A 23066-nucleotide genomic window follows, 5' to 3' on the forward strand; every position below is an offset into this window, starting at 1 on the left:
AGAGAAATATGTTCGATAAAAAGTTTTACTTTAAAATTTTTTTTATAGGATTTTTATTAGTACTGTTTCAAAGTTTTTTCCAAAACTATACTTCTCTTATGGAAGTATTTAAATCTGGAATCTCTGCGACACTACCTTTTATTTATGCTATATTTATAGCTATACTTTTAAATCCTATTGTTAATTTATTAGGACGTTCCCTAAAAATCAATAGAACCTTAAGTATTCTTTTAAGTGTTTCGCTAGTTGTACTCTTTATAATTGGTGTCTTTCTTATTATAGTTCCAAATTTAATTATGAGTACAAACGATTTGATTAGTAGGTTCCCACAAATGCTAGTTTCACTAAATACGAATGCTGCACATATTATTGAATTTTTAAGGGAAAAGAACCTGCTCTTTTTTGATCCAGCAGAAATTGAAAATAATTTAATTGGATTATTCAAAAGTAATTTAGGTAATCTTAGAAATCTAATTCTAACTTTAGGACTAGATATTTTTCAAGGTGTCTTAGGTGTTCTAAATTTCTTTTTAGGAATATTTTTAGCTCTTTTCCTAATACAGGATAAAGAGTACTATCTTAGTTTTTTAAAAAATTTCTTTGTTCTTTTTACGACTAAAGAGAAAGCTACTGAAATAGTTATCTTTTTAGATAAAACTCAAGAAATTTTTCTAAAATATATATTTGGAAGAGTAATAACTTCTGCAGCTGTTGGAATTACAGCTTTTATAGTTATGCTCATTGCTAACGTCCCTTACGCTTTAATTAGTGCTTTGCTAATTGGATTAGGAAATATGATTCCTTATGTCGGATCTATTGTAGCAGGAATTATTGCTGTGTTTTTAATCGTTCTTGCAGCACCTGCCAAAATTATCTATCTTTTCCTAGCTATTGCTATAGGACAAAGTGTTGATGGATTTATTCTTGGACCAAAAATTTTATCTCAAACAGTTGGAATGAGTAGCTTCTGGACAATAGTAGCAGTACTAGTTTGTGGTAATATTATGGGTCCTATTGGACTCTTCTTAGGAGTTCCAATTTTTGGTATTATTAAATTGATTTATATTAAAAAGTTAAATGAAAAATTTAACTAAAAAGGAAGTGTATATGAAAAAAATGACTTTAGTTGCTTCTGCTTCTATGGGGCTTGAAAGTGTTGTTAAAGATGAATGTGTTGATTTAGGATTTGAAAATGTTACAACATTTAATGGAAGAGTTGAATTTGAGGGAGCTGCAAAAGAAATAGTAGCCGCAAATATTCACCTTAGATGTGCTGATAGAGTTTATATCAAGATGGCTGAATTTAAAGCCTTAACTTTTGAAGATTTATTTCAAAATATTAAAAAAATTGCATGGGAAGAAATTATTCCAATCAATGGAGAATTTCCAGTTAGTTGGGTAAGTTCTGTAAAATCTAAACTTTTTTCAAAATCTGATATTCAAAAGATTGTAAAAAAAGCTATGGTTGAAAGACTTAAAAATAGTTATAACATAGATGTTTTTCCTGAAGATGGTCCAGTTTATAAAATTAAAATCCAAGCTCATAACGATATCTTTATAATCATGCTAGATACAAGTGGAGAAGCTCTCCATAAAAGAGGTTATAGAAACCTTATCAATGAAGCTCCTTTAAAAGAAACTATGGCAGCAGCTTTAGTAAAACTTAGCAGATGGAAAGGTGGGGAACTTCCTCTAATTGATCCTATGTGTGGTACTGGTACTATCGCTATTGAAGCAGCTATGATTGCTAGAAATGTAGCTCCAGGTGTTAACAGAAACTTTGTTTCTGAAGGATGGGACATCATCCCTAGTGACCTTTGGATAGATGTTAGAGATGAGGCTTTCTCAGCTGAAGACTATGATAAAGAGGTTACTATCTTCGCATCGGACTTAGATGAGGAAACTATAGAAATAGCTAAATTAAATGCTAAGAAAGCTGGTGTAGATGAAGATATTACATTCAGTTGTCAAAATTTCCTACATCTAGAAACTGATGCTCCTAAAGGTGCAATTATTACCAACCCGCCTTACGGAGATAGACTTCTTGATGATGATGCTGTTGAGAGACTTTATGGTCTTATGGGAGATATCTTCAGAATGAGATTCCCTAAATGGTCTTATTATGTAATAACAGCATTTGAAAAATTTGAGGATGCTTTTGGAAAGAAAGCAACAAAAAATAGAAAACTTTATAATGGTGGTATAAAGTGTTATTACTACCAATATTACGGAGCTAAATAATGATGGTTTACGACTTAGTAGTTGTTGGAGCTGGTCCAGCTGGAATTTTTTCCGCTATCTACGCTGCTGAAAAGGGATTAAAAGTTGCCCTTGTTGAAAAAATGAAAAGATTAGGGAATAAAATACTTGTAGCCGGAGCTGGAAAATGTAATCTTACTCATGAAGGTGACTACAAAGATTTTTTAAATAGATATGGGACTCACGGAAAAATTTTAAAACCAAGTTTATATAACTATCAACCTCAGGAACTTATCAATTTCTTTAAAGAAAACGGACTTCCTTTGGTTAAAATAGAAGAAAGTGGAAAGTATTTTCCTGAAACTTTTAAATCTATTGACGTTGTAAATCTTCTTACAGCAATTTGTAAAAATCTTAAGATAGATTTATATTTAAATTCTCCTGTAGATTGCATTACTAAAGAAACTATTTTTTCAATTAAAAGTAACGATTTAATAATTTCTGGAAAAAATGTTCTTATATCCACTGGCGGGAAATCTTATCCTTCAGTTGGAACAACTGGAGATGGTTACAATTTAGCTAAAAAATTTGGGCACTCAATAATCGAACCAAAACCAGCGCTAACACCAGTTTATGTAAAAGATTATATTTTCTCAGATTTATCTGGTATTAGTTTTCCAAAAGCAAAAATTACAATTTTAAGAGATAATAAAAAGATAGCCGAAAATATCGGTCCATTACTTATAACACACGATAATTTCAGTGGACCAGGAATTCTTGATTGTTCTAGATATATGGAAAAAAATGATATTCTTGAAATAAACTTCGAGAATTTAGATGAGAAAAAGTTAGAGAGCAGCATTATAGAAACTGCTGAAGAAAAAGGTAAAAGAACTATAAAAAAATTGCTATCAGAACTCAATTATCCTGATAGATTTATCAAAAAAATCTTAAAAATTAATGAAATTCCAGAGGATACTAAATTAGCTGAACTTACCAAAATTCAGAGAAATAAAATAGTCTCTTCTCTTTGTAAAAATAAATTTTCTATTTCTAGAATGGGAGATTATAATATTGCAATGGTAACAACTGGTGGAGTTTCAATAGATTCTATAAATCCTAAAACTTTAGAATCTAAATTGGTAAAAGGGTTATATTTTGCTGGAGAAGTGTTAGATATTGATGGGGATACTGGTGGATTTAATATTCAAGCAGCTATCTCAATGGGTGTACTCGTTTCTAAAAATATAATTTAAGGAGGAATCTTTAGTGAATAGAATAGAATTTAAAAATTTTGCAATTGAAGTTATACTTGAAGTTTTAAAAATTGCAAATGCACAAATTGATGAGTATAATAATATTGGTGATATTTCTGCTACAGAAATCATACAAAAAGATGTTATTGATAAATATGAAAAAATCTATTTAGGAATAATAGGATTAGATTTTTCAGAATTAGAAGATGAAAAATTTTACTTTATCGAAACAACTATTGAAGAAATTTTAAAAAATAATAATTTAAGTTCAAACTTTATAAAGTCACAACAAGAAAAAAGAGAAAACCTAAAGGGAAATTCTGGAGCTGAAGTAGTTAAAAATTTATTTGACTACGAACTTTCAAAACTTTTAAATGCTCAACAAATTTTGATAGATAAAATAAATATTATTTTAGATCAAGAAACAATTCTTGAAAATGAATTAAAAGATACTATACAAGAAGAGGCTCAATTTGATATAATTTATAAGCTTCAACCTGTGAGAGAAGAATATAGAGTTTTAGAGGCCCAGTTATTAAAGTTAGATAGCACAATAAAAACTCTTAGAAAAAAAATAAATTTCAAATGGAATTATGAAATTTATGGTACAATCTCTAAGGATGAACTTTTAAAAGTATATAAAAACAGTTTTAAAATGGGGGAATAATTCATGTTTAAGTTTTCAAAATACTTCTTTATACTTGCAATTGTCTTCACAACTTTTTTTACTTTTAAGAAAGTTTTTACAAAAAATAAACCAATATTAGGAAAAAATAGGGAGGTAAAATTAATGGATAACATAGTTTTAAATGCTAAAATAGTTACTTCAAAAGGGGAAATCAACTTAAGACTTTTCCCAGAGGTTGCACCCGTTACAGTTTTAAATTTTGCTCATTTAGCAAAAAGAGGGTATTATGATGGATTAAAATTCCACAGAGTTATTTCTGACTTCATGATTCAAGGAGGAGATCCTACTGGAACTGGTTCTGGTGGACCAGGATACCAATTTATCGATGAGTTTGAAGAGGGTGTAGTTTTCGACAAGAAAGGAAAATTAGCTATGGCTAATGCAGGACCTGAAACAAATGGTTCTCAATTCTTTATCACTCACGTTGAGACTCCTTGGTTAAACTACAAACATACAATATTTGGTGAAGTAGTTTCTGAAGATGATCAAAAAGTAGTAGATTCAATTTCTCAAGGAGATTTAATAACTACTATAGAAATAACTGGAGATGTTGATGAATTCTTAAAAAATGAAGAAAATGCTGAATTTACTTCTAATATGGATGAAATCTTAGATTCTCAATTTCCAAACCTTAGACAATACTAATTAACTTAAAAACACTGACTTATAATTCTGTAAGTTGGTGTTTTTTTTATTTAATTACATGAAATTATTTTTCCATTTTTATTTTTTTTAGTGTGTTATTTGTCATATATATGTTCTGTTTTACTATTTTTAGGTTGTTTTCAAAAAAATCTTGCAATTAAAGAACACAAGATGTATTATAAAATTACTAAATACATTTGGAGGGTTAGAATGGAAAAATTCAGATTAGAAAGTGATTCAATCGGGACTATTCAAGTTCCAGAAAAAGCATATTATGGGGTACAATCTTTAAGAGGACAAAATAACTTCAATATAACTGGCTATAGATTAGGAGATAATTTTATAAAAGCTTTAGCATATGTAAAAAAAGCTGCAACTATTGCAAATTTTGATGCAGGAGTAATATCTCAAGATGTTTCTGATGCTATGATATTAGCATCAAACGAAATTATAGAAGGACAATTCAAAGACCAATTCATAACTGACGTTATCCAGGGTGGAGCTGGAACATCTATGAATATGAATATGAATGAAGTCATTGCAAATAGAGCCGGAGAAATACTTGGTGGAGAACTTGGGAAATATGACAAAGTTGATCCTAACGATCACGTTAATTACGGACAATCTACAAATGATGTTATTCCAACAACTGGAAAAGTTACTATTCAAATTATGACAACTGAACTTATCTCTACTCTTGAGAGATTGTATTCAACTCTTATGAAAAAAAGTGAAGAATTTGACCATGTAATAAAAATGGGAAGAACACATCTTCAAGATGCTGTACCTATTAGATTAGGACAAGAGTTCAAAGCTTATGCTCAACCTATACAAAGAGATATCAAGAGAATTAAAACAGCTCTTGACGACTTAAGATATGTTAATATGGGAGCAACTGCTGTTGGAACTGGATTAAATGCAGATATCGAATACGTACATAATGTTGTTAGAATCCTTTCAGAAGTTACTGGAATAGAATTCCATCAATCATATGATTTAGTTGATGGGACTAGAAACTTAGATAGTTTTGTTTGGTTATCATCAGCTTTAAAAGTTTGTGCTGTGAATCTTTCTAAAATGGCTAATGACATTAGACTTATGGCTTCTGGACCTAAAGCTGGTATCGCAGAAATAAACCTTCCACAACAGCAACCAGGGTCTTCAATCATGCCTGGAAAAGTAAATCCAGTTATTGCTGAAGTAATGAACCAAATATGCTTCCAAGTTTTTGGAAATGATTTAACTATAACTAAAGCTGCTGAAGCTGGACAATTAGAATTAAATGTTTTTGAACCAGTTTTATTTTTCAATCTTTTCCAATCTATAGAAATACTTAAAAATGGTGTTGATACTTTAATTGACAACTGTATTTCTGGAATAACTGCAAATGAAGAAAATTGCAAACATTGGGTAGATAGAAGTGTTGGTATCATAACAGCTCTTAATCCTCATATAGGATATAAAAATGCTGCAGCTATTGCAAAAGAATCTATAAAAACTGGAATTCCTGTTGCTCAATTAGTACTTCAAAAAGAACTTCTAACGAAAGAAGAACTAGATATAATTTTAGATCCATTTGAAATGACAAAGCCTGGAATCCCAGGAAAAAGAATTCTAAAAAACAAACAAAAGTGATAGAATAGTATATAAGACATCACTTTATATTTTGGAGGATTCATGTTAGAAAAGATATTAATAATAAATACCGGTGGAACTATTGGAATGGTCAATGATGATCCAAATGATTCTAATAGCCCTTTAAGACCAGCTACAAATTGGAACGAGATTGCAAAAGAGCATCCAATTTTACAAAAATATAAAACTGACTACTATCAATTTAAAAAACTTATAGATTCTTCTAATATGAATCCACAAATTTGGATTGATATAGCTAAGGTTATTGAAAAAAACTACGATAACTATAGAGGGTTTGTTATATTACATGGAACTGATACTATGGCATTTAGTGCATCCGGGGTTTCCTTTATGCTTAAAAATCTAAATAAGCCCATAATTTTTACAGGTTCTCAAGTTCCTTTAAATTTTTCAAGAAGTGATGCTTTGCAAAACTTGATAACATCTATTGAAATTGCAGGAAATGAAATCTATGGAGTTCCATTAGTTCCTGAGGTATGTATCTTTTTTAGAGATACTCTACTAAGAGGAAATAGAGCTAGAAAAATTGATGCTAGAAATTACTTTGGATTTTCATCACCTAATTACCTTCCACTTGGTGAAGTAGGTGCAGAAATCAGCATTTTCCAAGAAAGAGTACTTCCTATATCAAATGAAAAATTTTATGTAGATGCAGTTGCTGATAATAGCATTCTTGTAATAGAATTGTTCCCTGGATTAAAACCTAAGTATTTAAAAGCTCTGATTGATTCCTCTACTGATTTAAAAGGAATAATTCTTAGAACTTTTGGAAATGGTAATGCTCCAACAGAAAAAGAGTTCTTAGATGTTTTAGAATATATTTCTAAAAAAGATATTATTATAATTAATATCACCCAGTGCATTACAGGTTCAGTTAAAATGGGACTTTATGAGACTAGTGCTCTCTTATCTAAAGTAGGTCTTATCAGTGGCCATGATATGACTCCAGAAACTGCAATCACAAAGCTTATGTATCTTCTTGGTAAAAATCTTCCAAAGAATGAAATTCAAAAACTTATGGAATTAAATTTAATCGGAGAGCAAAGCAATAATTAAAAAAGAGGTACAACCTAAGATTCATTTCTTAGATTGTGCCTCTTTTTGCTCACTCCAAACATTTTGACCATAAGATGTATATTTGGGATTAACACCTTTTTTTATAAGTAATTTTGCTAGATCCTCATCTCCATTAAATACTAAACGAAGATAAACTTCTCCTAAAATATTTTCTTTATATATATTTCTAGCTTTCATATCATAATTTCCTTTTATAAGAGCTCTTATATTTTCAGAGTCATATGCATAATATATTGGATAATTTAACTTCTCATCTCTTTGAATAAATACATCTCTATTTTTATTGTACATACTATTAATTAATCTTTCATTTCCACTAATACTGGCCCAAAATATAGGTGTCCATCCACCACTATCAACTAAGTTTAAGTTAGCTCCTAATTGCACTAAATACTCAGAGTAATCTAGAGGCCTGTACTTTATAAAATATGTAAGCAAGGGATCTCCGGCTCCATTTATAGCGTTTATAGAGGCACCATTTTCTACAAGCAACTTTAATGCCCTCATACTTCTAGCGTAAAAAATAGGAGTTTGAATTGGATTTTTTCTATCTGTTCCAGAAATAGGTATTTCTCCTATCTCCTGATTAATATTGACACCTTTTTCAAGCAAAACTTTTAAACTTTCTATAGAATCTTGTCTTAATGCTAATGTAATTAATGTATTTCCATCTGAAAATTTATAATTGATTGGAAATCCTGAATTCAAAAAATTATTTAAAATATATGGATTATCAGCTGATATCGCCGACACAATTTCTTCATCTAAATATTGCTGTTTTAATTTTTGATTACTACAACTCAAAAAAAATATCGAACATAAAATAAAAATAATAAATTTTTTCATTATTCCCCCCTATAAAAATAGCTTCAAGAAATCCCCGTATACGGTTTTTTCTTGAAGCTAAAATTATTCAAAAACTACTTAGAATTCTTTCTTCTATCTGAATCTTTTAAATATTTCTTTCTGATTCTAACATTAGTTGGAGTAATCTCTACTAGTTCTTCATCTGTTATGTAATCTAGAGCTTGCTCTAGAGTTAATCTTCTTGGAGTAGCTAGTTTAACAGCATCATCACTTCCAGAAGCTCTCATGTTTGTTAACTTTTTAGTCTTACATACGTTTACAACTAAATCGTTCTCTCTGTTATGTTCTCCAACGATCATACCTTCGTATACATCTACACCTGGATCAAGGAACATAATTCCTCTATCTTGAAGTCCACCTAAAGCATAAGCAATTGTCTTACCCATCTCTAAAGATATTAGAACTCCTTTTGGTCTTGTAGGGATTTCTCCTTTGTATACTTCATAATCGTAGAATGAATGGTTAAGAATTCCAGATCCTTTTGTATCTGTTAAGAATTCATTTCTAAATCCTATAAGTCCTCTTGCAGGAACTTTAAATTCTAATCTTGTATATCCATCATTTCCAGGAGTCATTGCTACCATTTCTCCCTTTCTGATTCCCATCTTCTCTATAACGATACCTGTGAAGGCCTCATCAACGTCAACCATAGCTAACTCGATTGGCTCATGCTTAACACCGTCAATATCTTTAATAAGAACTCTTGGTTTTGAAACTTGAATTTCAAACCCTTCTCTTCTCATGTTCTCAAGTAATATAGAAAGTTGAAGTTCTCCTCTTCCTTTAACTACGAAAGCATCAGGAGTTTCAGTTGCTTCTACTCTCATACTTACGTTAGTTTGAAGCTCTTTTTGAAGTCTATCCCATATGTTTCTAGAAGTTACAAACTTTCCTTCTTTTCCAGCAAATGGAGAATCGTTTACCATGAATGTCATAGCAAGAGTTGGTTCATCAATATCGATAACTGGTAAAGCTATAGGATTGTTGATATCTGCCATAGTTTCTCCGATATCTATATTTTCCATTCCAGCTACTGAGATTATATCTCCAGCAAAAGCTTCTTGAATTTCTACTCTTTTTAATCCTTCATATCCATAAAGAACTGAAACTTTACCTTTCACCATTTTTCCATCTCTCTTTATAAGCATGATGTCTTGGTTTCTTCTGATAGTTCCGTTTGCAATTCTACCTACTCCAAGTTTACCAACATAGTTATCGTACTCTATATTTGTAATTAGGAATTGTAATGGCTTATCGATTTCCCCTTCTGGATCTTCAACGTGCTCAAGAATAGTTTCAAATAGAGGTAACATGTTCTCACTTACATCTTCTAATTCTTTCTTAGCAAATCCTGCTTTTCCTGAAGCATATACTACTGGGAACTCAAGTTGAAGTTCATTAGCATTTAGCTCTATAAATAAATCGTAAACCATGTATAGAACCTCTTCTGGTCTTGCTCCTGGTCTATCAACTTTATTTACAACAACTATTGGTCTATGACCTTGCTCTAAAGCTTTCTTTAAAACGTATTTAGTTTGTGGCATTGGTCCTTCGAATGCATCAACTAGTAAAACTACTGAGTCAACCATCTTCATTATTCTTTGAACCTCTCCTCCGAAGTCAGCATGGCCTGGAGTATCAACTATGTTGATTTTGTAATCTTTGTAGTTTACTGCAGCATTCTTAGAGAATATTGTGATTCCTCTCTCTTTTTCGATATCATTCGAGTCCATTACTCTTTCAGCAACTCTCTCTAATTCGTGTGCTCCAAAAACTCCAGATTGTCTTAATAAACAGTCAACCAAAGTTGTTTTTCCATGGTCAACGTGAGCGATAATCGCTATGTTTTTTATTTTCATATCTCATCCTCTCTATATATAATTAATAGTATTTATAACCTTTTAATAAATTCCTTGTGCATTCCGCTAAACCAAGAAATTCTTTATTACAATAAACTCTGTATTTTCCATCAGCCAAATCTTTTTTTACTCTCTGACCATTTCTAAATAGAGTTAAATCCTTCTCTTCTGTTATTTCAGTTTTTTCAAAATCAAAATATTCTTCAATGCTTTTTAAAAATGAGAAATCATTTTCTTCAGCCATCTTTTCTAACATCTCAAATGTAAAGCCATTCTCAACATTAGCAGTTCCAACTTCAGTTCTTCTAAGTCCACTCATAGTAGCATAAGTTCCTAAATCTATACCTATGTCATCTATTAAAGATCTTATATACGTTCCTTTTGAAACTTCACACTTGATTTTACCCTTAGTTCCATCAAACTCTAATAATTCTAAAGTTTTTATAACTACAGGTCTTGCAGGTCTTTCAATTTCTTTTCCCTCTCTAGCTAACTCATAAAGTTTTTTACCGTCAATCTTTATTGCAGAGTACATCGGAGGAATCTGATTAATTGGACCTTTAAATTTTTCAAGAGTTTTAAGTAACTCTTCTTTTGATACACTATTTTTTTCTCCTGTAAGAATAATTTTTCCTTCAGTGTCATATGTATCTGTTTTGTATCCTAATTCAAAATCAGCTATATACATTTTATCATAACCTTCGATATCCTGTGCTAATTTTGTGGCTCTTCCAACACACACAACTAAAACTCCTGTTGCCAAAGGATCTAAAGTTCCAGTATGTCCAATTCTTCTCTCTTTAAGAATTCTTCTCAGTTTTCTTATCACATCGAAAGAAGTAATCCCTGTCGGTTTGTCAATTATTACTATTCCTTCCAAAAGAAATCAACTCCATTTACAGATTCACATGATATTATATCATACATTATACTTTTTTTGAACATCTATTTTTTATGCACCTATGTCATAATTATTACTAGGACTCCAAAGCAGATATTCGTTCACTCCTAAATCCTTCATAGCTCTTATTTGTTCTTTAATTTCCTTCTCTCTATAAGGTATATTTCCCTTTACCCACTTAGCAGTGAAAGCCTGAATCCACGGTCTAATAATAGCTGGATTTTCAATATTTTCATTTCTGTTTACAGAATCTCTTGTAGAAGCATAAATTGTTTTATATGGCTGAGCATCTGGAACTGGGATTCCATAAGCACCATTTCCGTAATGACTCGGATATTTCATCGGTGAAACATAGTCAACTACTCCAGCTATAGCTTCCCAGTACTGTCCAAGAGCCATATCATCTGGAAAAGTTCCAATCTGTCCATAAATATCTGCACTTGTATAAACTTGTAGAGGAGATAGTCTATTTCTAGCATATTTTAAATATTGTTGTATAGTTTCTGGCTTTGATTCTTTTTTTGTATTTTTATAATCTAAAACTTTATCAAGCTTTCCTCCATTGGAAGCTGGAAATCTAACATAATCAAACTGTATTTCATTAAATCCGATTTTTGCAGCTTCTTCTGCAACAGATATATTATATGCCCAAAGGTTTCTATCATGTGGTGAAACCCAGATTATTCCATCACTATTTGTGAAAGGCTCATTAGTTTGTCTATTCGTTATAGCTTTATCTGGATTAGCTTTTGCATATAGTGGATCTTTAAATGAAACTATTCTAGCTATTGTGTAAATATTATTTTCTTTTAATTTTTTCATTATTTGATCTATATTTTTTATAGGAATATATTTATTTGCTAAAGGATTATACTTATCAGCAGCATCCATTTTAAATAAAAGAACTCCATTATCATCTTTAACATCTATTACAAAGGCATTTATCTCAGTCTTTTTTGTAAGTGCTATAAGTCTTTCTAATTTTTTCTCGCTCGCCATAGTATGTATATTTATATATACGCCCTTTACTACAACCTTTCTATTATTTGGGTAATCAGCCATTGGTTTATCGTAGCTAAAATCTAAATTTGCCCAATCTTTTGGCAGAGTTTGTAGTAAACTACTAACTAAACTCTTTTCTGGAACCCATCCTGTTCTTTCTTTCAAATCTTTCTTATAACTTATCTTGACCCAATTTTCATTCATTTCTTTATCTTTTTTAACTTTAGTCTCTAAAATATTAATCTTAGTTCCTTTTCTTAAAAAATCTATTTTTTTATCTGATTCTAAACTATCCGTTACTTTCTGATTATTTGTATTTATGTATTTTACTGAACTTTGACTTTCCAAAACCTTAACTTCTTCTGTAACTTCATTATTTTCTATTGATTTCTCTATTGATTTTTCAGTTTTTTTTTCTATCTCTTTTGGAAAAAGCTCTATCTCAATCACTTCTATAACTTTTTCTTGTGGCTTTTCGTCCTTACTTAATTTATTAAAAAGTAAAAATATTCCCAGCCCTAATAACAAAAATAAAAATGTTAAAAAACTACAAAATCTTCTTTTGCTTCTAACTCTCACTTTTTCCTCCGTATCTATATTCGATATTTTAACTCACTTCACTAAATAAGGTATCATTTTTTTTTATCTTTGACTAGAAAAACCTACAGTTCTTTGTTAAAATTAACTAACAACTAATCAAAGGAGTTTAAAAATGAAACTATTCAGAAATTTTTTCTTTTTTACATTTTTAATTTGTTACACTCTGATTTCTTTTAGTAACGATCTGAAAAGTTCCGAAAATCTTTTAACCGGAACTCTTCCCAATGGTTTAACATATTTTATATACAAAAATTCTAACCCTGAGAACAGAGCCACTCTAAATTTAGTAGTGAAATCTGGTTCTCTTGTAGAGACAGACAAAGAACAAGGGATTGCTCATTTCTTAGAACATATGGCATTTAACGGTACCACTAAGTATGAAAAAAATGAAATGATTAAATATCTTCAATCCATTGGTCTTAGCTTTGGTGGTGACTTGAATGCATACACTAGCTTTGGTGAAACAGTCTATAAGTTAGACATCCCTTCCAATGAAAAAGATTTAAAAATTGGAATAGAAGTTTTAAAAGAATGGGCAACAGAAGTCACTTTAGCAGAAGAAGCAGTAAAAAGTGAAAAGAATATAATTTTAGAAGAGTGGAGACTTCGTCAAGGTCTATCTCAAAGACTTGGGGATAGTCAAAAAGCTGCTATCTTTGGAGATTCGAGATATTCTGAAAGATTTCCAATAGGGCTTACAAGTACAATTAATAGCGCTACTTCTGAAACTTTAAAAGGTTATTATAAAAAATGGTATCAACCTAAAAATATGGCCGTAATTGCAGTTGGAGACTTCACTCCAGAAACTTTAAAAATGTATATAGAACAAACATTTAATTATGAAGGTGTTCCTGACTTTAAAGAACCTCAAGATTATGCAATCGGAAACTCTTTTAAAAATAGAATTGTGGTTTTTTCTGATCCAGAACTTACTTCGGTTAATATCAATTTTATTACTCGTGAAGATAGTTATCCCATAAATTCTGAACAAAATTTAAAAAATTATTTAATTTCTCAAATTATGGAAGAAATTTTAAATACTCGTTTCTCTCTACTATCTAAAAAGAAAGATTCTCCAGTTTTAGTAGGCTATCATTATTCTAATAATTTTGGAAATTTTGACAACTTATCTTTTATGAGCACAGCTTTAAAAGAGGATAAAATAAATGAGGGTATCAAGGAAAGTATCAGACCTTTAAAAATCTTAGCAACAACTAAGATTTCAAATGAAGAGTTAGAAAGTGCAAAAAAAGAACTTTTATCATCAATTAAACAAATTGTAAACAATCGTACTAGTATTCAAAATAGAACATTCGTTGAATCTATAAAAGAATTTTACTTATCAAAGAATACTTTTATGGAACCTGAAAACGAACTTTTAGAAGTTGAGAAACTACTTCCATCTATCACTCCTGAAGATATACAAAACAGAGCCTCAAATATCTATAATGGTGAACAAGTTATATTTATGACTGCTCCAACTAAAGAAAACTTAAATCTTCCAACTGATAATGAAATCAAAACTATTATATCTGAAGTTAAAAATGAGAAGACTGTAGATAACAATTTAAATTATAATAATTTAAAACTTAAAACTTCTGATTTTGGAGTTGGAACTATCAAAAGTACTGTAGAGAAAAAAGACTATACTACCTATACATTATCAAACGGATTACAAGTTTTTTATAAACAAACGGATTTTGATAAAGATAAAATATCAATGCAACTTTTCAAAGAAGAGGGAAGTTCTGATGAAAAATTCAATCTTTATTTAAACTCTTTAGTTGCTCCTTATTTAATTTCAAATTCTGGAGTTGGAAATTTAAATTATGAAGAAGTTGAACTCTTTATGAAAGGTAAAAATTTCTCAGTAAATTTATACATAGAAGATTATGAGCAAGGATTTACTATAACTTCTGACAAAGAAAATTTATCTACATCTTTAGATTTAATGAGAACTATTATTGAGAATCCACAAATTAATACTGAAATTTTTAATAATACAAAAGAGAAATTATCTGAACAAATTAAAAATAGAGAAAATTCACCAAAATTAGTTTACTCTGATAAAATAAAAGGAATTATGAGTAATTTCAATCCTAGAAGAACACCACTGACACTTTCAGACCTAGATAAAATAAATGAAAAAGATAGTATTGCTGTATTTAAAAATAAATTTTCAAATTTTAAAGATTTTAAACTTATCGTAGTTGGTTCTATTGATAAAGAAACTTTTGAAAAGATAATAACAAAATATTTTGCAACACTTCCAGTATCAAATACAGATGTAAATATTACACCATTAAATATAAAAAAACCTAGTGGTATAATTAAAGAAACTTTAGTTAAAGGTGTAGATAAGAAAGCTACTGTCACTATAATATATCCATATACATTAAAATATGATAACAATAACAGAATTATGGCAAATGCTTTTTCTAAAATTTTAAATATAATATTAATTGAAGAAATTAGAGAAAAATTAGGTGGAGTTTATTCAATATACTCAATATCTGACTTCGAACAGTTTAACTATGGCGAGAACAATTTAAGAATAAGCTTTAGTACAGATATCAAAAGAGTTAATGAAGTATCTATAGCAGTAAAAAATGTTGTAAATAATCTAGTTTCTGGACAAATAGATTCTTCTAAAATAGCAGATGTTTTAGAAAATTATAAACTTGATTATGAAACTTCTCAAAAGAAAAATTTATTCTGGGCTCAATCTATCTATAAAAGTTCATTTATAAAAGATTACTCAGTTCCAACGCCTAATGAATATTCTTCTTTAATTACAGAAGCAAATATGATAAAATTTTTAAAAACCTTAATTGATAAGGATAATTACGTAGAGGTAGTTTTACTACCTGAAAAGGAGGAATAGTTTCATGCCACATTTAAAATTTAGAGGGATTGATAAAAATATACTTATAGAGAACAGTAAAGAGCTAATAGACGGCTTAACAGCCCTTATAAAGTGTGATAGAACTTGGTTTACTATCGAGCACTCTGAAACAGAATATATCTTTGATGGTGCTATTGTTGATGGATACATCTTTGTTGATGTTCAGTGGTTTGATCGTGGTCAAGAAACTCAAGATAAGGTTGCTACTCTTATAACTGATTTTTGCAAAAAATTAAAAAACAATAACGACACTACTGTTATCTTCTATCCTCTAGAAGGAAAAAATTATTACGATAATGGAGTTCATTTCTAAAATAAAAAAGGGGTATCTACATTGTAGATACCCCTTTTTAGAAGGAGAATTCATTTATTTTTTATTTCTCTTGATATGTTTTACAATCCACATGTCCACGTGTTTTATGCATATGCACTCCACCAGCATGACATTCTAATCCTTCATTATAAGTACAACCTTTAACTTTACAAGAGCCTATCCCACCAATAGTTCTAGATGAAGCTCCTGCTTTTTCTATTCCTTTCATGAAAGTATCGCAAATTGGTAGATCATCCCCGACGTTTATCCCATATGTGTGGCATTTTTTATCTTTGTTATAAACACACTTTTCCGCATCACATTCAATAATTTTAGTCATTGGCATATCAGGCAATCCCTCCTCTTCTCCTTCATGAAATTCTCTTACAAAAATAGAAAAGAAATTCCTTTTTATTTCAACTTTTTATTGAAATATCTCTAGAAATAATTTTGCTATATTAGTCTTAGTAATTCTTCCGATTACCTCATAATTATTTCCATTTTTTTCTATAACTGGCATAGAATCAATCTGATGTTCTATGAGTTTTTTCACTGCATCTCTAATTTTGTCATTCTTTTCAGTAAAAATAACATTTGGAACTCTGGTCATAACAAGAGATACTGGAGTTTTTTCAGTGTCTATCTTTCCCATAACAACTTTTAATAAATCTTTTCTAGAAACAATTCCCTTTAAAAACTTTCCAGAAGTGACAAAAATACTTCCTACATCTTTTGAAAACATCATAACAATAGTTTCATGAATACTAATTGACTCTTCAACACTAACAGAAGGACTCATTATATCTTTTACTTCAATATCAGTATTTATCAACATTTTAGACTTTATATTATCTGTCTTAAAAATATATCCCTTTTTTGGTTTTGATTCTATATATCCTAATTCTACTAAAATTCTAAAATCGGTTCTTAGTGCTGATCTTGTAAGTAAAAGTTTTTGCCCTATAGAATCTCCTGTTACTGGACCATTTATCTTAACAATTTCTATTATTTCCTTTTGTCTACTTGTTAATTCCAAACTATTCACCTCTTAAGATAACTTTTTTTCAACTATTTCTGTTACCATTTGAGGATTGGCTTTCCCTTTAGAAATTTTCATAACTTGTCCTATAAGCCCTTTTAATACTCTTGGTTTTCTACCCTCATCTGAATTTTTATAATCTTCTATCATTTGAGGATTTTCTGCTAGAACTTTGTCTACCATCTCTTCAATTGCACCCGTATCAGCTACCTGAAGCATTCCTTTTTCTCTAACTATAACTTCTGGATCTCTTATATCAGTTAATCTAATTTCAAACAGTTCTTTTGCTATTTTTGAAGATATTACATTCGTTCCAATTAGGTTTATTATTTTTGCCAAATCTTCCGATGAAATTGTAAATTCTTCAATAGTTTTTCCTGATTCTTTTAGATTTCTTAATACTTCTGTCATTATCCAGTTAGAAGAAAGTTTTGGATTTTTGGTAATTTTTGTCACAGCTTCGAAATAATCTGCAAGTTCAATTTCTTCAGATAAAATTTGAGCATCATATTCTGGAATAGAATAATCTTTTATAAATCTCGCTACTTTTTCTACTTTTGATTCTGGCATAGTTTTAGCTATTTCTTCTACTTCTTTATCAGTTATAACTAACTTTAATAGATCAGGTTCTGAGAAGTATCTGTAATCCATAGCTTCTTCTTTACTTCTCATAATTCTTGTTACTTGAGATTCATCATCCCAAAGTCTAGTTTCCTGATCAATTTTTCCACCATTCTCAATAACATCAATCTGTCTTCCAATCTCATAATCAATTGCTCTAGCAACAGCTTTAAATGAATTAAGATTTTTTACCTCAACTCTTGTTCCAAATTTCTCTGTCCCTTTTTCTCTTACAGAGATATTAGCATCACATCTTAATGATCCTAGTTCCATTGAAACATCACTGATTCCAGTATATTTTATTGTACTTTTTAATAAATTAAGATACTCATATGCCTCTTCTGAACTTCTTAAATCAGGATCTGATATAATCTCAATCAATGGCATAGATGCTCTATTAAAGTTTATAAATGATTCTTCTCCAGCATGAATTGATTTACCAGCATCTTCTTCTATTTGAATTCTAGTAATTCCAACTCTAATATCTTTTCCTGAATTCATCTTAAATTCCAAATGACCCTTTTCACAGTATGGTGTTTCAAATTGAGTTATTTGATAATTTTTGGGAGTATCTGGATAGAAATAATTTTTTCTATCAAAAGCACTCACGTTATTTACTTTACAATTTAGTGCAAGAGCAGCTTTTATAGCGTACTCTACAACCTTTTTATTAAGTTTTGGCAATGCTCCAGGATGTCCTAAACATATAGGACAAGTATGACTATTTGAATCTGCGTTATCATAGTTAGCACTACAACCACACCAAACCTTAGTTCCTGTTTTTAGCTGAAGATGTACTTCAAGTCCGATTACTGATTCCCATTCTCTTACCATTAAAATCTCCCCTTTTCAAAAGCATCTCCTGCTCTTAATATATCTTCTTCTCTAAATGGTTTTCCTAATAACTGGATACCTACAGGTAATCCGTTAGCAAGTCCTGCTGGAACTGAAATTCCTGGTATTCCTGCTAAATTTGCAGAGATAGTAAATATATCTTCCAAGTATAACTCAACTGGAGATTTTTTCTCATCTATTCTAAATGCCGTAGATGGAGTAACTGGAGTAAATATGATATCTACATTTTCAAATGCTACGTCAAAATCATTCTTTATAAGTCTTCTAACTTTTTGTGCTTTTTTGAAATAAGCATCAAAGAATCCTGCACTTAAAACATAAGTTCCTATCATGATTCTTCTCTTAACTTCATCTCCAAATCCTTCACTTCTTGATTTCACATAAAGATCATTTATATCCTTTAAGTTTTCTGCTCTATAACCATATCTAACACCATCATATCTTGCTAAGTTCGAACTAGCTTCCGCTGGTGCCAAAACATAATACGTTGGAACAGCATATTTTGTATGAGGAAGAGAAATCTCAACAATTTCAGCTCCTAACGTTCTAAATGTTTCTAATGATCTTTCTACAACATCTCTAACTTCAGGTCTAATTCCTTCTATGAAATACTCTTTAGGAACTCCAATCTTCATTCCCTTTATATCTCCTGTTAGTGACTCCAAATAGTTAGGAACCTTAACATCTTCAAGAGTAGCATCAAACTCATCCATCCCAGCTATAACATTCATTGCCAAAGCAGCATCTTTTACAGTTTTTGTAAAAGGACCTATTTGATCAAGTGATGAAGCAAAAGCCATAAGTCCATATCTTGAAACTCTTCCATATGTTGGTTTAAGACCTACAACTCCACAAAATGAAGCTGGTTGTCTTATACTTCCACCAGTATCAGATCCAAGAGAGATGAAGCACTGCTCAGCTGCAACAGATGTCGCCGCTCCTCCACTACTTCCACCAGGAACTCTTTCTAAGTCCCAAGGATTTTTTGTAACTTTTTCATAACAAGATGTAGTTGTAGTAGAACCCATTGCAAACTCATCCATGTTTGTTTTTCCAATTATTATTGCATCTGCAGCTTTAAGCTTTTCAACAACTGTTGCATCATAGATACCAATATAATTATTTAAAATTTTAGATGCTCCTGTTGTTAAATCTCCAACAGATACCATATTATCTTTTATTGAAACTGGAACCCCTGCTAAAGCTCCTAATTTATCACCATTTTTAACTTTTAAATCTATTAATTTAGCTTCTTCAAGAGCTTTTTCTTTCCTAAGAGATACAAAACTTCCAATTTCATTATCAGTATCTTCTATTCTTTTAAAAATCGCATTAACGACTTCTTCAGCTGTTAGTTGTCCTGTTACAACTTTATCTCTAATCTCTAAAGCTGTTAATTTGTAAATATTTTCCATTAGAGAATCCTCCTTATTAGTAATTTATTACTCTCCTACAACTTTTGGAACTATTATTGCTCCATCCTCAGAACTTGGTGCATTTAATATTGCATCTGCAACACTAATTGATGGCTTAATTTCATCTTCTCTAAAATTATTTACTCCATCATTCACCTGTGTTAAAGGCTCTACATTATCTGTATTTACCTCACTAAGAACATCAATATATTTTATTATATCGTTTAATTCATTTTGAAATTTTTCAATTTCTTCAAGTTTAAATTCAAGTCTTGCTAATTTAGCAACATTTAAGACTTCTTCTCTAGTTAAAGACATCCCTTTTCCTCCTAAAAATAGTTTTAAATATTTATTTTACATAGATTGAAGATATAATACTTCTTCTCTAGTTAATTTTCTGTAACTTCCAACTTCTAAACCACGAAGAGTGATTTTTCCAATAGAATCTCTTCTAAGAAACTTTACTGGATGCTTTATAGCGTCAAACATTCTTCTTACTTGTCTATTTCTTCCTTCTCTAATTGCAATCGAAACTTCACTCTTACCTTTTTCTCTTCTAATAATCTTTACTTTTGCTGGAAGAGTTGCTCCATCTTCTAATATAACACCTTTAGCTAATCTTGATAATTCTTTATCCTTTACTTCTCCAGCTATAATTGCAAAATATTCTTTATATACTTCAGCTTTTGGATGTATAACTCTATTAAAAAGTTCTCCATCATTTGTTAAAAGTATCAGACCTTCAGTTTCTGAGTCAAGTCTACCTATTGGGAAAATTCTTTCTGGACAATCTATTAAATCAATAACTGTTTTTCTTCCTCTATCATCTTTAGCTGTACTTAAAACACCTTTTGGTTTATTTAGCATATAATAAACTTTTCTTTCCACTTTATTTTTCTCTAAAGGTTTTCCATTTATAGTTATAACTTCTTCCCCAGTAACTTTTAATCCTGCAGTTGCTAGTACTCCATTAACCTTTATAGCCTTTATCTCTATTAATCTGTCTATCTCTCTTCTTGACGCTATCCCTACTGATGATAAATATTTATTAATTCTTATTTCTTCCACTTATTTTCTCCTTTGTTTCTTCATAGTTAGGAAGTTCATTTACCGAATCTATTCCTAAATAACCTAAAAACTTATCAGTTATTTCATATAAATTTGGTCTTCCTATACTTTCTCTTTTTCCACAAACCACAATAAATTTTTTATTCTCTAAATTTTGAATAATTTTATCTACAGAAACCCCTCTTATCGCTTCAATTTCAGTCTTTGTAACCGGTTGGTTATAAGCTATTATCGAAAGTGTTTCTAAAGAGGCTCCTGAGAGTTTTTTAGGTTTTGCATCTTGTTCAAAATATTTATTGATTACTTCTCCACAAATGGGATTTGTAACTAAATATACTAACTCTTCATGCATCTCTATGTTTATTCCGGTTCCTTTTCTTTCATTTTTTAATTCCTGCAAAAGTAAAAGCATTTTATCTAAAGACAGAGAAAAAAATTTACATAAATCTTTTATCTTTATTTCATCTCCGCCCAATAATAAAATTGACTCAACTTGTGTTTTTAATCCTATTTGATTTCTTAAATTCATTGCATCCCCCTATACTGAACTATCTTTAAATATAAATATAGAGGATATGTATATATACCTATAAAATTTTCATCTTCAATTTGTAATTTAGGAACTATGTATCCTTTATTTCCTTTTATTAGTTCTTCTAACCTACTAAATAGAATATCTCCTTTTCTGGTCATTCCATTTTCATAAAGTTTTAAAGTGTACTCTAAATTGTTTTCTAAATCTATTTCTGAATTTTCAGAAGATTTCAAAACTCCAATTTTTTTATCATAATAGTTTATATACATTTTCTCCAATATCTTTATTCTCTCATTTGATGGTAATATTTCCAAGTATTTTATGGATTTTAAGTTGTCAAATCCACCTGGCAACCTCAAAATTGTATTTTTTATTTCTATTCCTATATGTTCAAAATGGAATCTCATATAGTTTAACGACGTTTCATTTTGAACAAAATTTTTATAAATATTTAAAAATCTCCAAAGAGTATAGGCATTTTCTAGATCTGATTCTGTTTCAATTCTATCCTTATTTTCAAGAAGTTCCTTCAATGAATTATCAATATTTGGTTGTATTACTTCCGTAAATACATCTTTTTCAATTTTCAACTTACCAGTATTAATAATTTTAAACAAATATAAATAGTATTCTATATTTTCTAAATTATTTTTTCTTTCACTAGATATATCTTGAACAACTTTATTAACTAAATCATTTTCACCATATACAGACAATATATATGCTATTCTTAATCTATCTTGAAAACTTGGTAAACTTTTATTATATGCTATACTTTGAGGAATTACATTATTTTCTGAAATCATCTTTAAAAACTCTAATTCTTTTATAGTTAGACTTTTCATTCCTAAAAAATTTTTAGTAAAATCATTCCAAAAAATATGTTGTTCTTTTAAAAATCTATTATTATCTTCTGTGTAGTCCACTACATTTTTATGCTTAAAATTAAAAACTAATTTATCCCCCTGCATCTTATCCTTAACTTCTGTAAAAAAATATAATCTCTGACCAGTATTTTTTCTTATTTTTTCATTTACAGGAGTCATATTAAATTTTAAAAATTCCACAGGTTTAGCGATAAATAAAAGTCCTGTATTATTTATCGAGTTAAAAGAAGTTGTGTCTCCAAAGTAATAGTACATTCCATCAAATTCTATATCTACCGACTCAGAAGATGGAGATATCATATATATTATCTGAAAATCTCCTTTCCAATTGAGATTAGAAGTATCGGTCATCATATATAGTACTCTTTTATCTGAGACAGATGGGAATATATGAGTTGTCACTTTATTCCCATCGATTAGATATTCTATCTTTAAAAGATTACTATTTTCCGCTATAACCTTATATGAGCCTGCCTCCATAGAATACATTTCATTATTTTTTTTAAAATATATTCCCATCTGAGAAATATCAATAAGTTGAAATATATCCCCTCTTACATATTTTAATCTATTAATTTTATTATCATAAAAAAGAGCTATCTCTCCATTGGTGGTGAGATAGTCTGCCTGAACTATAGAAAATACTAATATATACAAGAGTATTAATCTCTTCATAAC

At 29.9% G+C, this 23066-nt stretch carries 21 protein-coding genes; 9 read left to right on the forward strand and 12 right to left on the reverse strand.

Features of this window, described 5'->3' with window-relative positions; all coding sequences use genetic code 11:
• Positions 1–8 precede the first annotated feature (8 nt).
• The 7 genes from H3N56_RS04465 (at position 9) to H3N56_RS04495 (ending at position 7500) form a co-directional block, all read left to right on the forward strand.
• Positions 9–1094 (forward strand): AI-2E family transporter, encoded by a 1086-nt coding sequence (locus H3N56_RS04465; RefSeq protein ID WP_185880072.1) that lies wholly within the window; start codon positions 9–11, stop codon positions 1092–1094.
• A 22-nt stretch (positions 1095–1116) separates the two neighbouring features.
• The gene (locus tag H3N56_RS04470) at positions 1117–2241 is read left to right on the forward strand and encodes a class I SAM-dependent RNA methyltransferase (protein ID WP_185881069.1); all 1125 of its coding nucleotides are present in this window, start codon (positions 1117–1119) and stop codon (positions 2239–2241) included.
• The gene (locus H3N56_RS04475) at positions 2241–3455 is read left to right on the forward strand and encodes an NAD(P)/FAD-dependent oxidoreductase (RefSeq protein WP_185880073.1); all 1215 of its coding nucleotides are present in this window, start codon (positions 2241–2243) and stop codon (positions 3453–3455) included. Before H3N56_RS04470 ends, H3N56_RS04475 begins: the two co-directional genes overlap by 1 nt.
• Positions 3456–3468: 13 nt before the next feature.
• The gene (locus tag H3N56_RS04480; protein WP_185880074.1) at positions 3469–4122 is read left to right on the forward strand and encodes a hypothetical protein; all 654 of its coding nucleotides are present in this window, start codon (positions 3469–3471) and stop codon (positions 4120–4122) included.
• 123 nt (positions 4123–4245) lie between these two features.
• On the forward strand, positions 4246–4788 hold the full coding sequence (locus H3N56_RS04485; protein WP_185880075.1) for a peptidylprolyl isomerase: 543 nt from the start codon (positions 4246–4248) through the stop codon (positions 4786–4788).
• A gap of 210 nt (positions 4789–4998) precedes the next feature.
• Complete coding sequence (locus H3N56_RS04490; protein ID WP_185880076.1) at positions 4999–6423, forward strand: aspartate ammonia-lyase; 1425 nt, start codon at positions 4999–5001, stop codon at positions 6421–6423.
• Between the two features lie 42 nt (positions 6424–6465).
• Positions 6466–7500, forward strand: coding sequence for an asparaginase (locus H3N56_RS04495; RefSeq protein ID WP_185880077.1), 1035 nt, complete (start codon positions 6466–6468; stop codon positions 7498–7500).
• A 21-nt stretch (positions 7501–7521) separates the two neighbouring features.
• On the opposite strand, the gene H3N56_RS04500 is transcribed toward H3N56_RS04495, so the two are convergent.
• The 4 genes from H3N56_RS04500 to H3N56_RS04515 all read right to left on the reverse strand — a co-directional run bounded on the left by H3N56_RS04500 (position 7522) and on the right by H3N56_RS04515 (position 12729).
• On the reverse strand, positions 7522–8367 hold the full coding sequence (locus tag H3N56_RS04500) for an ankyrin repeat domain-containing protein (RefSeq protein WP_185880078.1): 846 nt from the start codon (positions 8365–8367) through the stop codon (positions 7522–7524).
• Between the two features lie 74 nt (positions 8368–8441).
• Entirely contained in the window at positions 8442–10247 is a 1806-nt protein-coding gene (gene typA, locus H3N56_RS04505; RefSeq protein WP_185880079.1) for a translational GTPase TypA, read from the reverse strand.
• Positions 10248–10269: 22 nt separating this feature from the next.
• The gene (gene truB, locus H3N56_RS04510; RefSeq protein WP_185880080.1) at positions 10270–11127 is read right to left on the reverse strand and encodes a tRNA pseudouridine(55) synthase TruB; all 858 of its coding nucleotides are present in this window, start codon (positions 11125–11127) and stop codon (positions 10270–10272) included.
• Positions 11128–11199: 72 nt separating this feature from the next.
• Complete coding sequence (locus H3N56_RS04515) at positions 11200–12729, reverse strand: putative glycoside hydrolase (protein WP_185880081.1); 1530 nt, start codon at positions 12727–12729, stop codon at positions 11200–11202.
• A gap of 133 nt (positions 12730–12862) precedes the next feature.
• Here H3N56_RS04515 and H3N56_RS04520 point away from each other — a divergent pair, with 133 nt between their 5' ends.
• Positions 12863–15634 (forward strand): pitrilysin family protein, encoded by a 2772-nt coding sequence (locus H3N56_RS04520; RefSeq protein WP_185880082.1) that lies wholly within the window; start codon positions 12863–12865, stop codon positions 15632–15634.
• 4 nt (positions 15635–15638) lie between these two features.
• The gene (locus H3N56_RS04525) at positions 15639–15968 is read left to right on the forward strand and encodes a DUF1904 domain-containing protein (protein ID WP_185880083.1); all 330 of its coding nucleotides are present in this window, start codon (positions 15639–15641) and stop codon (positions 15966–15968) included.
• Between the two features lie 61 nt (positions 15969–16029).
• Here the strand turns inward: H3N56_RS04525 and H3N56_RS04530 are convergent, their stop codons facing one another.
• The 8 genes from H3N56_RS04530 to H3N56_RS04565 all read right to left on the reverse strand — a co-directional run bounded on the left by H3N56_RS04530 (position 16030) and on the right by H3N56_RS04565 (position 23063).
• Positions 16030–16314, reverse strand: coding sequence for a DUF1540 domain-containing protein (locus H3N56_RS04530; protein WP_185880084.1), 285 nt, complete (start codon positions 16312–16314; stop codon positions 16030–16032).
• Positions 16315–16392: 78 nt separating this feature from the next.
• Positions 16393–17013 (reverse strand): helix-turn-helix transcriptional regulator, encoded by a 621-nt coding sequence (locus H3N56_RS04535; protein WP_370521054.1) that lies wholly within the window; start codon positions 17011–17013, stop codon positions 16393–16395.
• Between the two features lie 3 nt (positions 17014–17016).
• Positions 17017–18462, reverse strand: coding sequence for an Asp-tRNA(Asn)/Glu-tRNA(Gln) amidotransferase subunit GatB (gatB, locus tag H3N56_RS04540; RefSeq protein WP_185880086.1), 1446 nt, complete (start codon positions 18460–18462; stop codon positions 17017–17019).
• Positions 18462–19898, reverse strand: a complete 1437-nt coding sequence (gene gatA / locus H3N56_RS04545) for an Asp-tRNA(Asn)/Glu-tRNA(Gln) amidotransferase subunit GatA (protein ID WP_185880087.1) — start codon at positions 19896–19898, stop codon at positions 18462–18464. Before gatA ends, gatB begins: the two co-directional genes overlap by 1 nt.
• Positions 19899–19925: 27 nt before the next feature.
• Positions 19926–20216, reverse strand: a complete 291-nt coding sequence (gene gatC / locus H3N56_RS04550) for an Asp-tRNA(Asn)/Glu-tRNA(Gln) amidotransferase subunit GatC (RefSeq protein ID WP_185880088.1) — start codon at positions 20214–20216, stop codon at positions 19926–19928.
• A 36-nt stretch (positions 20217–20252) separates the two neighbouring features.
• Complete coding sequence (locus H3N56_RS04555; RefSeq protein WP_185881071.1) at positions 20253–20957, reverse strand: pseudouridine synthase; 705 nt, start codon at positions 20955–20957, stop codon at positions 20253–20255.
• Complete coding sequence (gene scpB, locus H3N56_RS04560; protein ID WP_185881070.1) at positions 20947–21477, reverse strand: SMC-Scp complex subunit ScpB; 531 nt, start codon at positions 21475–21477, stop codon at positions 20947–20949. Before scpB ends, H3N56_RS04555 begins: the two co-directional genes overlap by 11 nt.
• 14 nt (positions 21478–21491) lie before the next feature.
• Positions 21492–23063, reverse strand: a complete 1572-nt coding sequence (locus H3N56_RS04565) for a hypothetical protein (RefSeq protein ID WP_185880089.1) — start codon at positions 23061–23063, stop codon at positions 21492–21494.
• Positions 23064–23066: the final 3 nt, after the last annotated feature.

It is taken from the genome of Cetobacterium sp. 2A, assembly GCF_014250685.1.
Taxonomy (GTDB): Bacteria; Fusobacteriota; Fusobacteriia; order Fusobacteriales; family Fusobacteriaceae; genus Cetobacterium.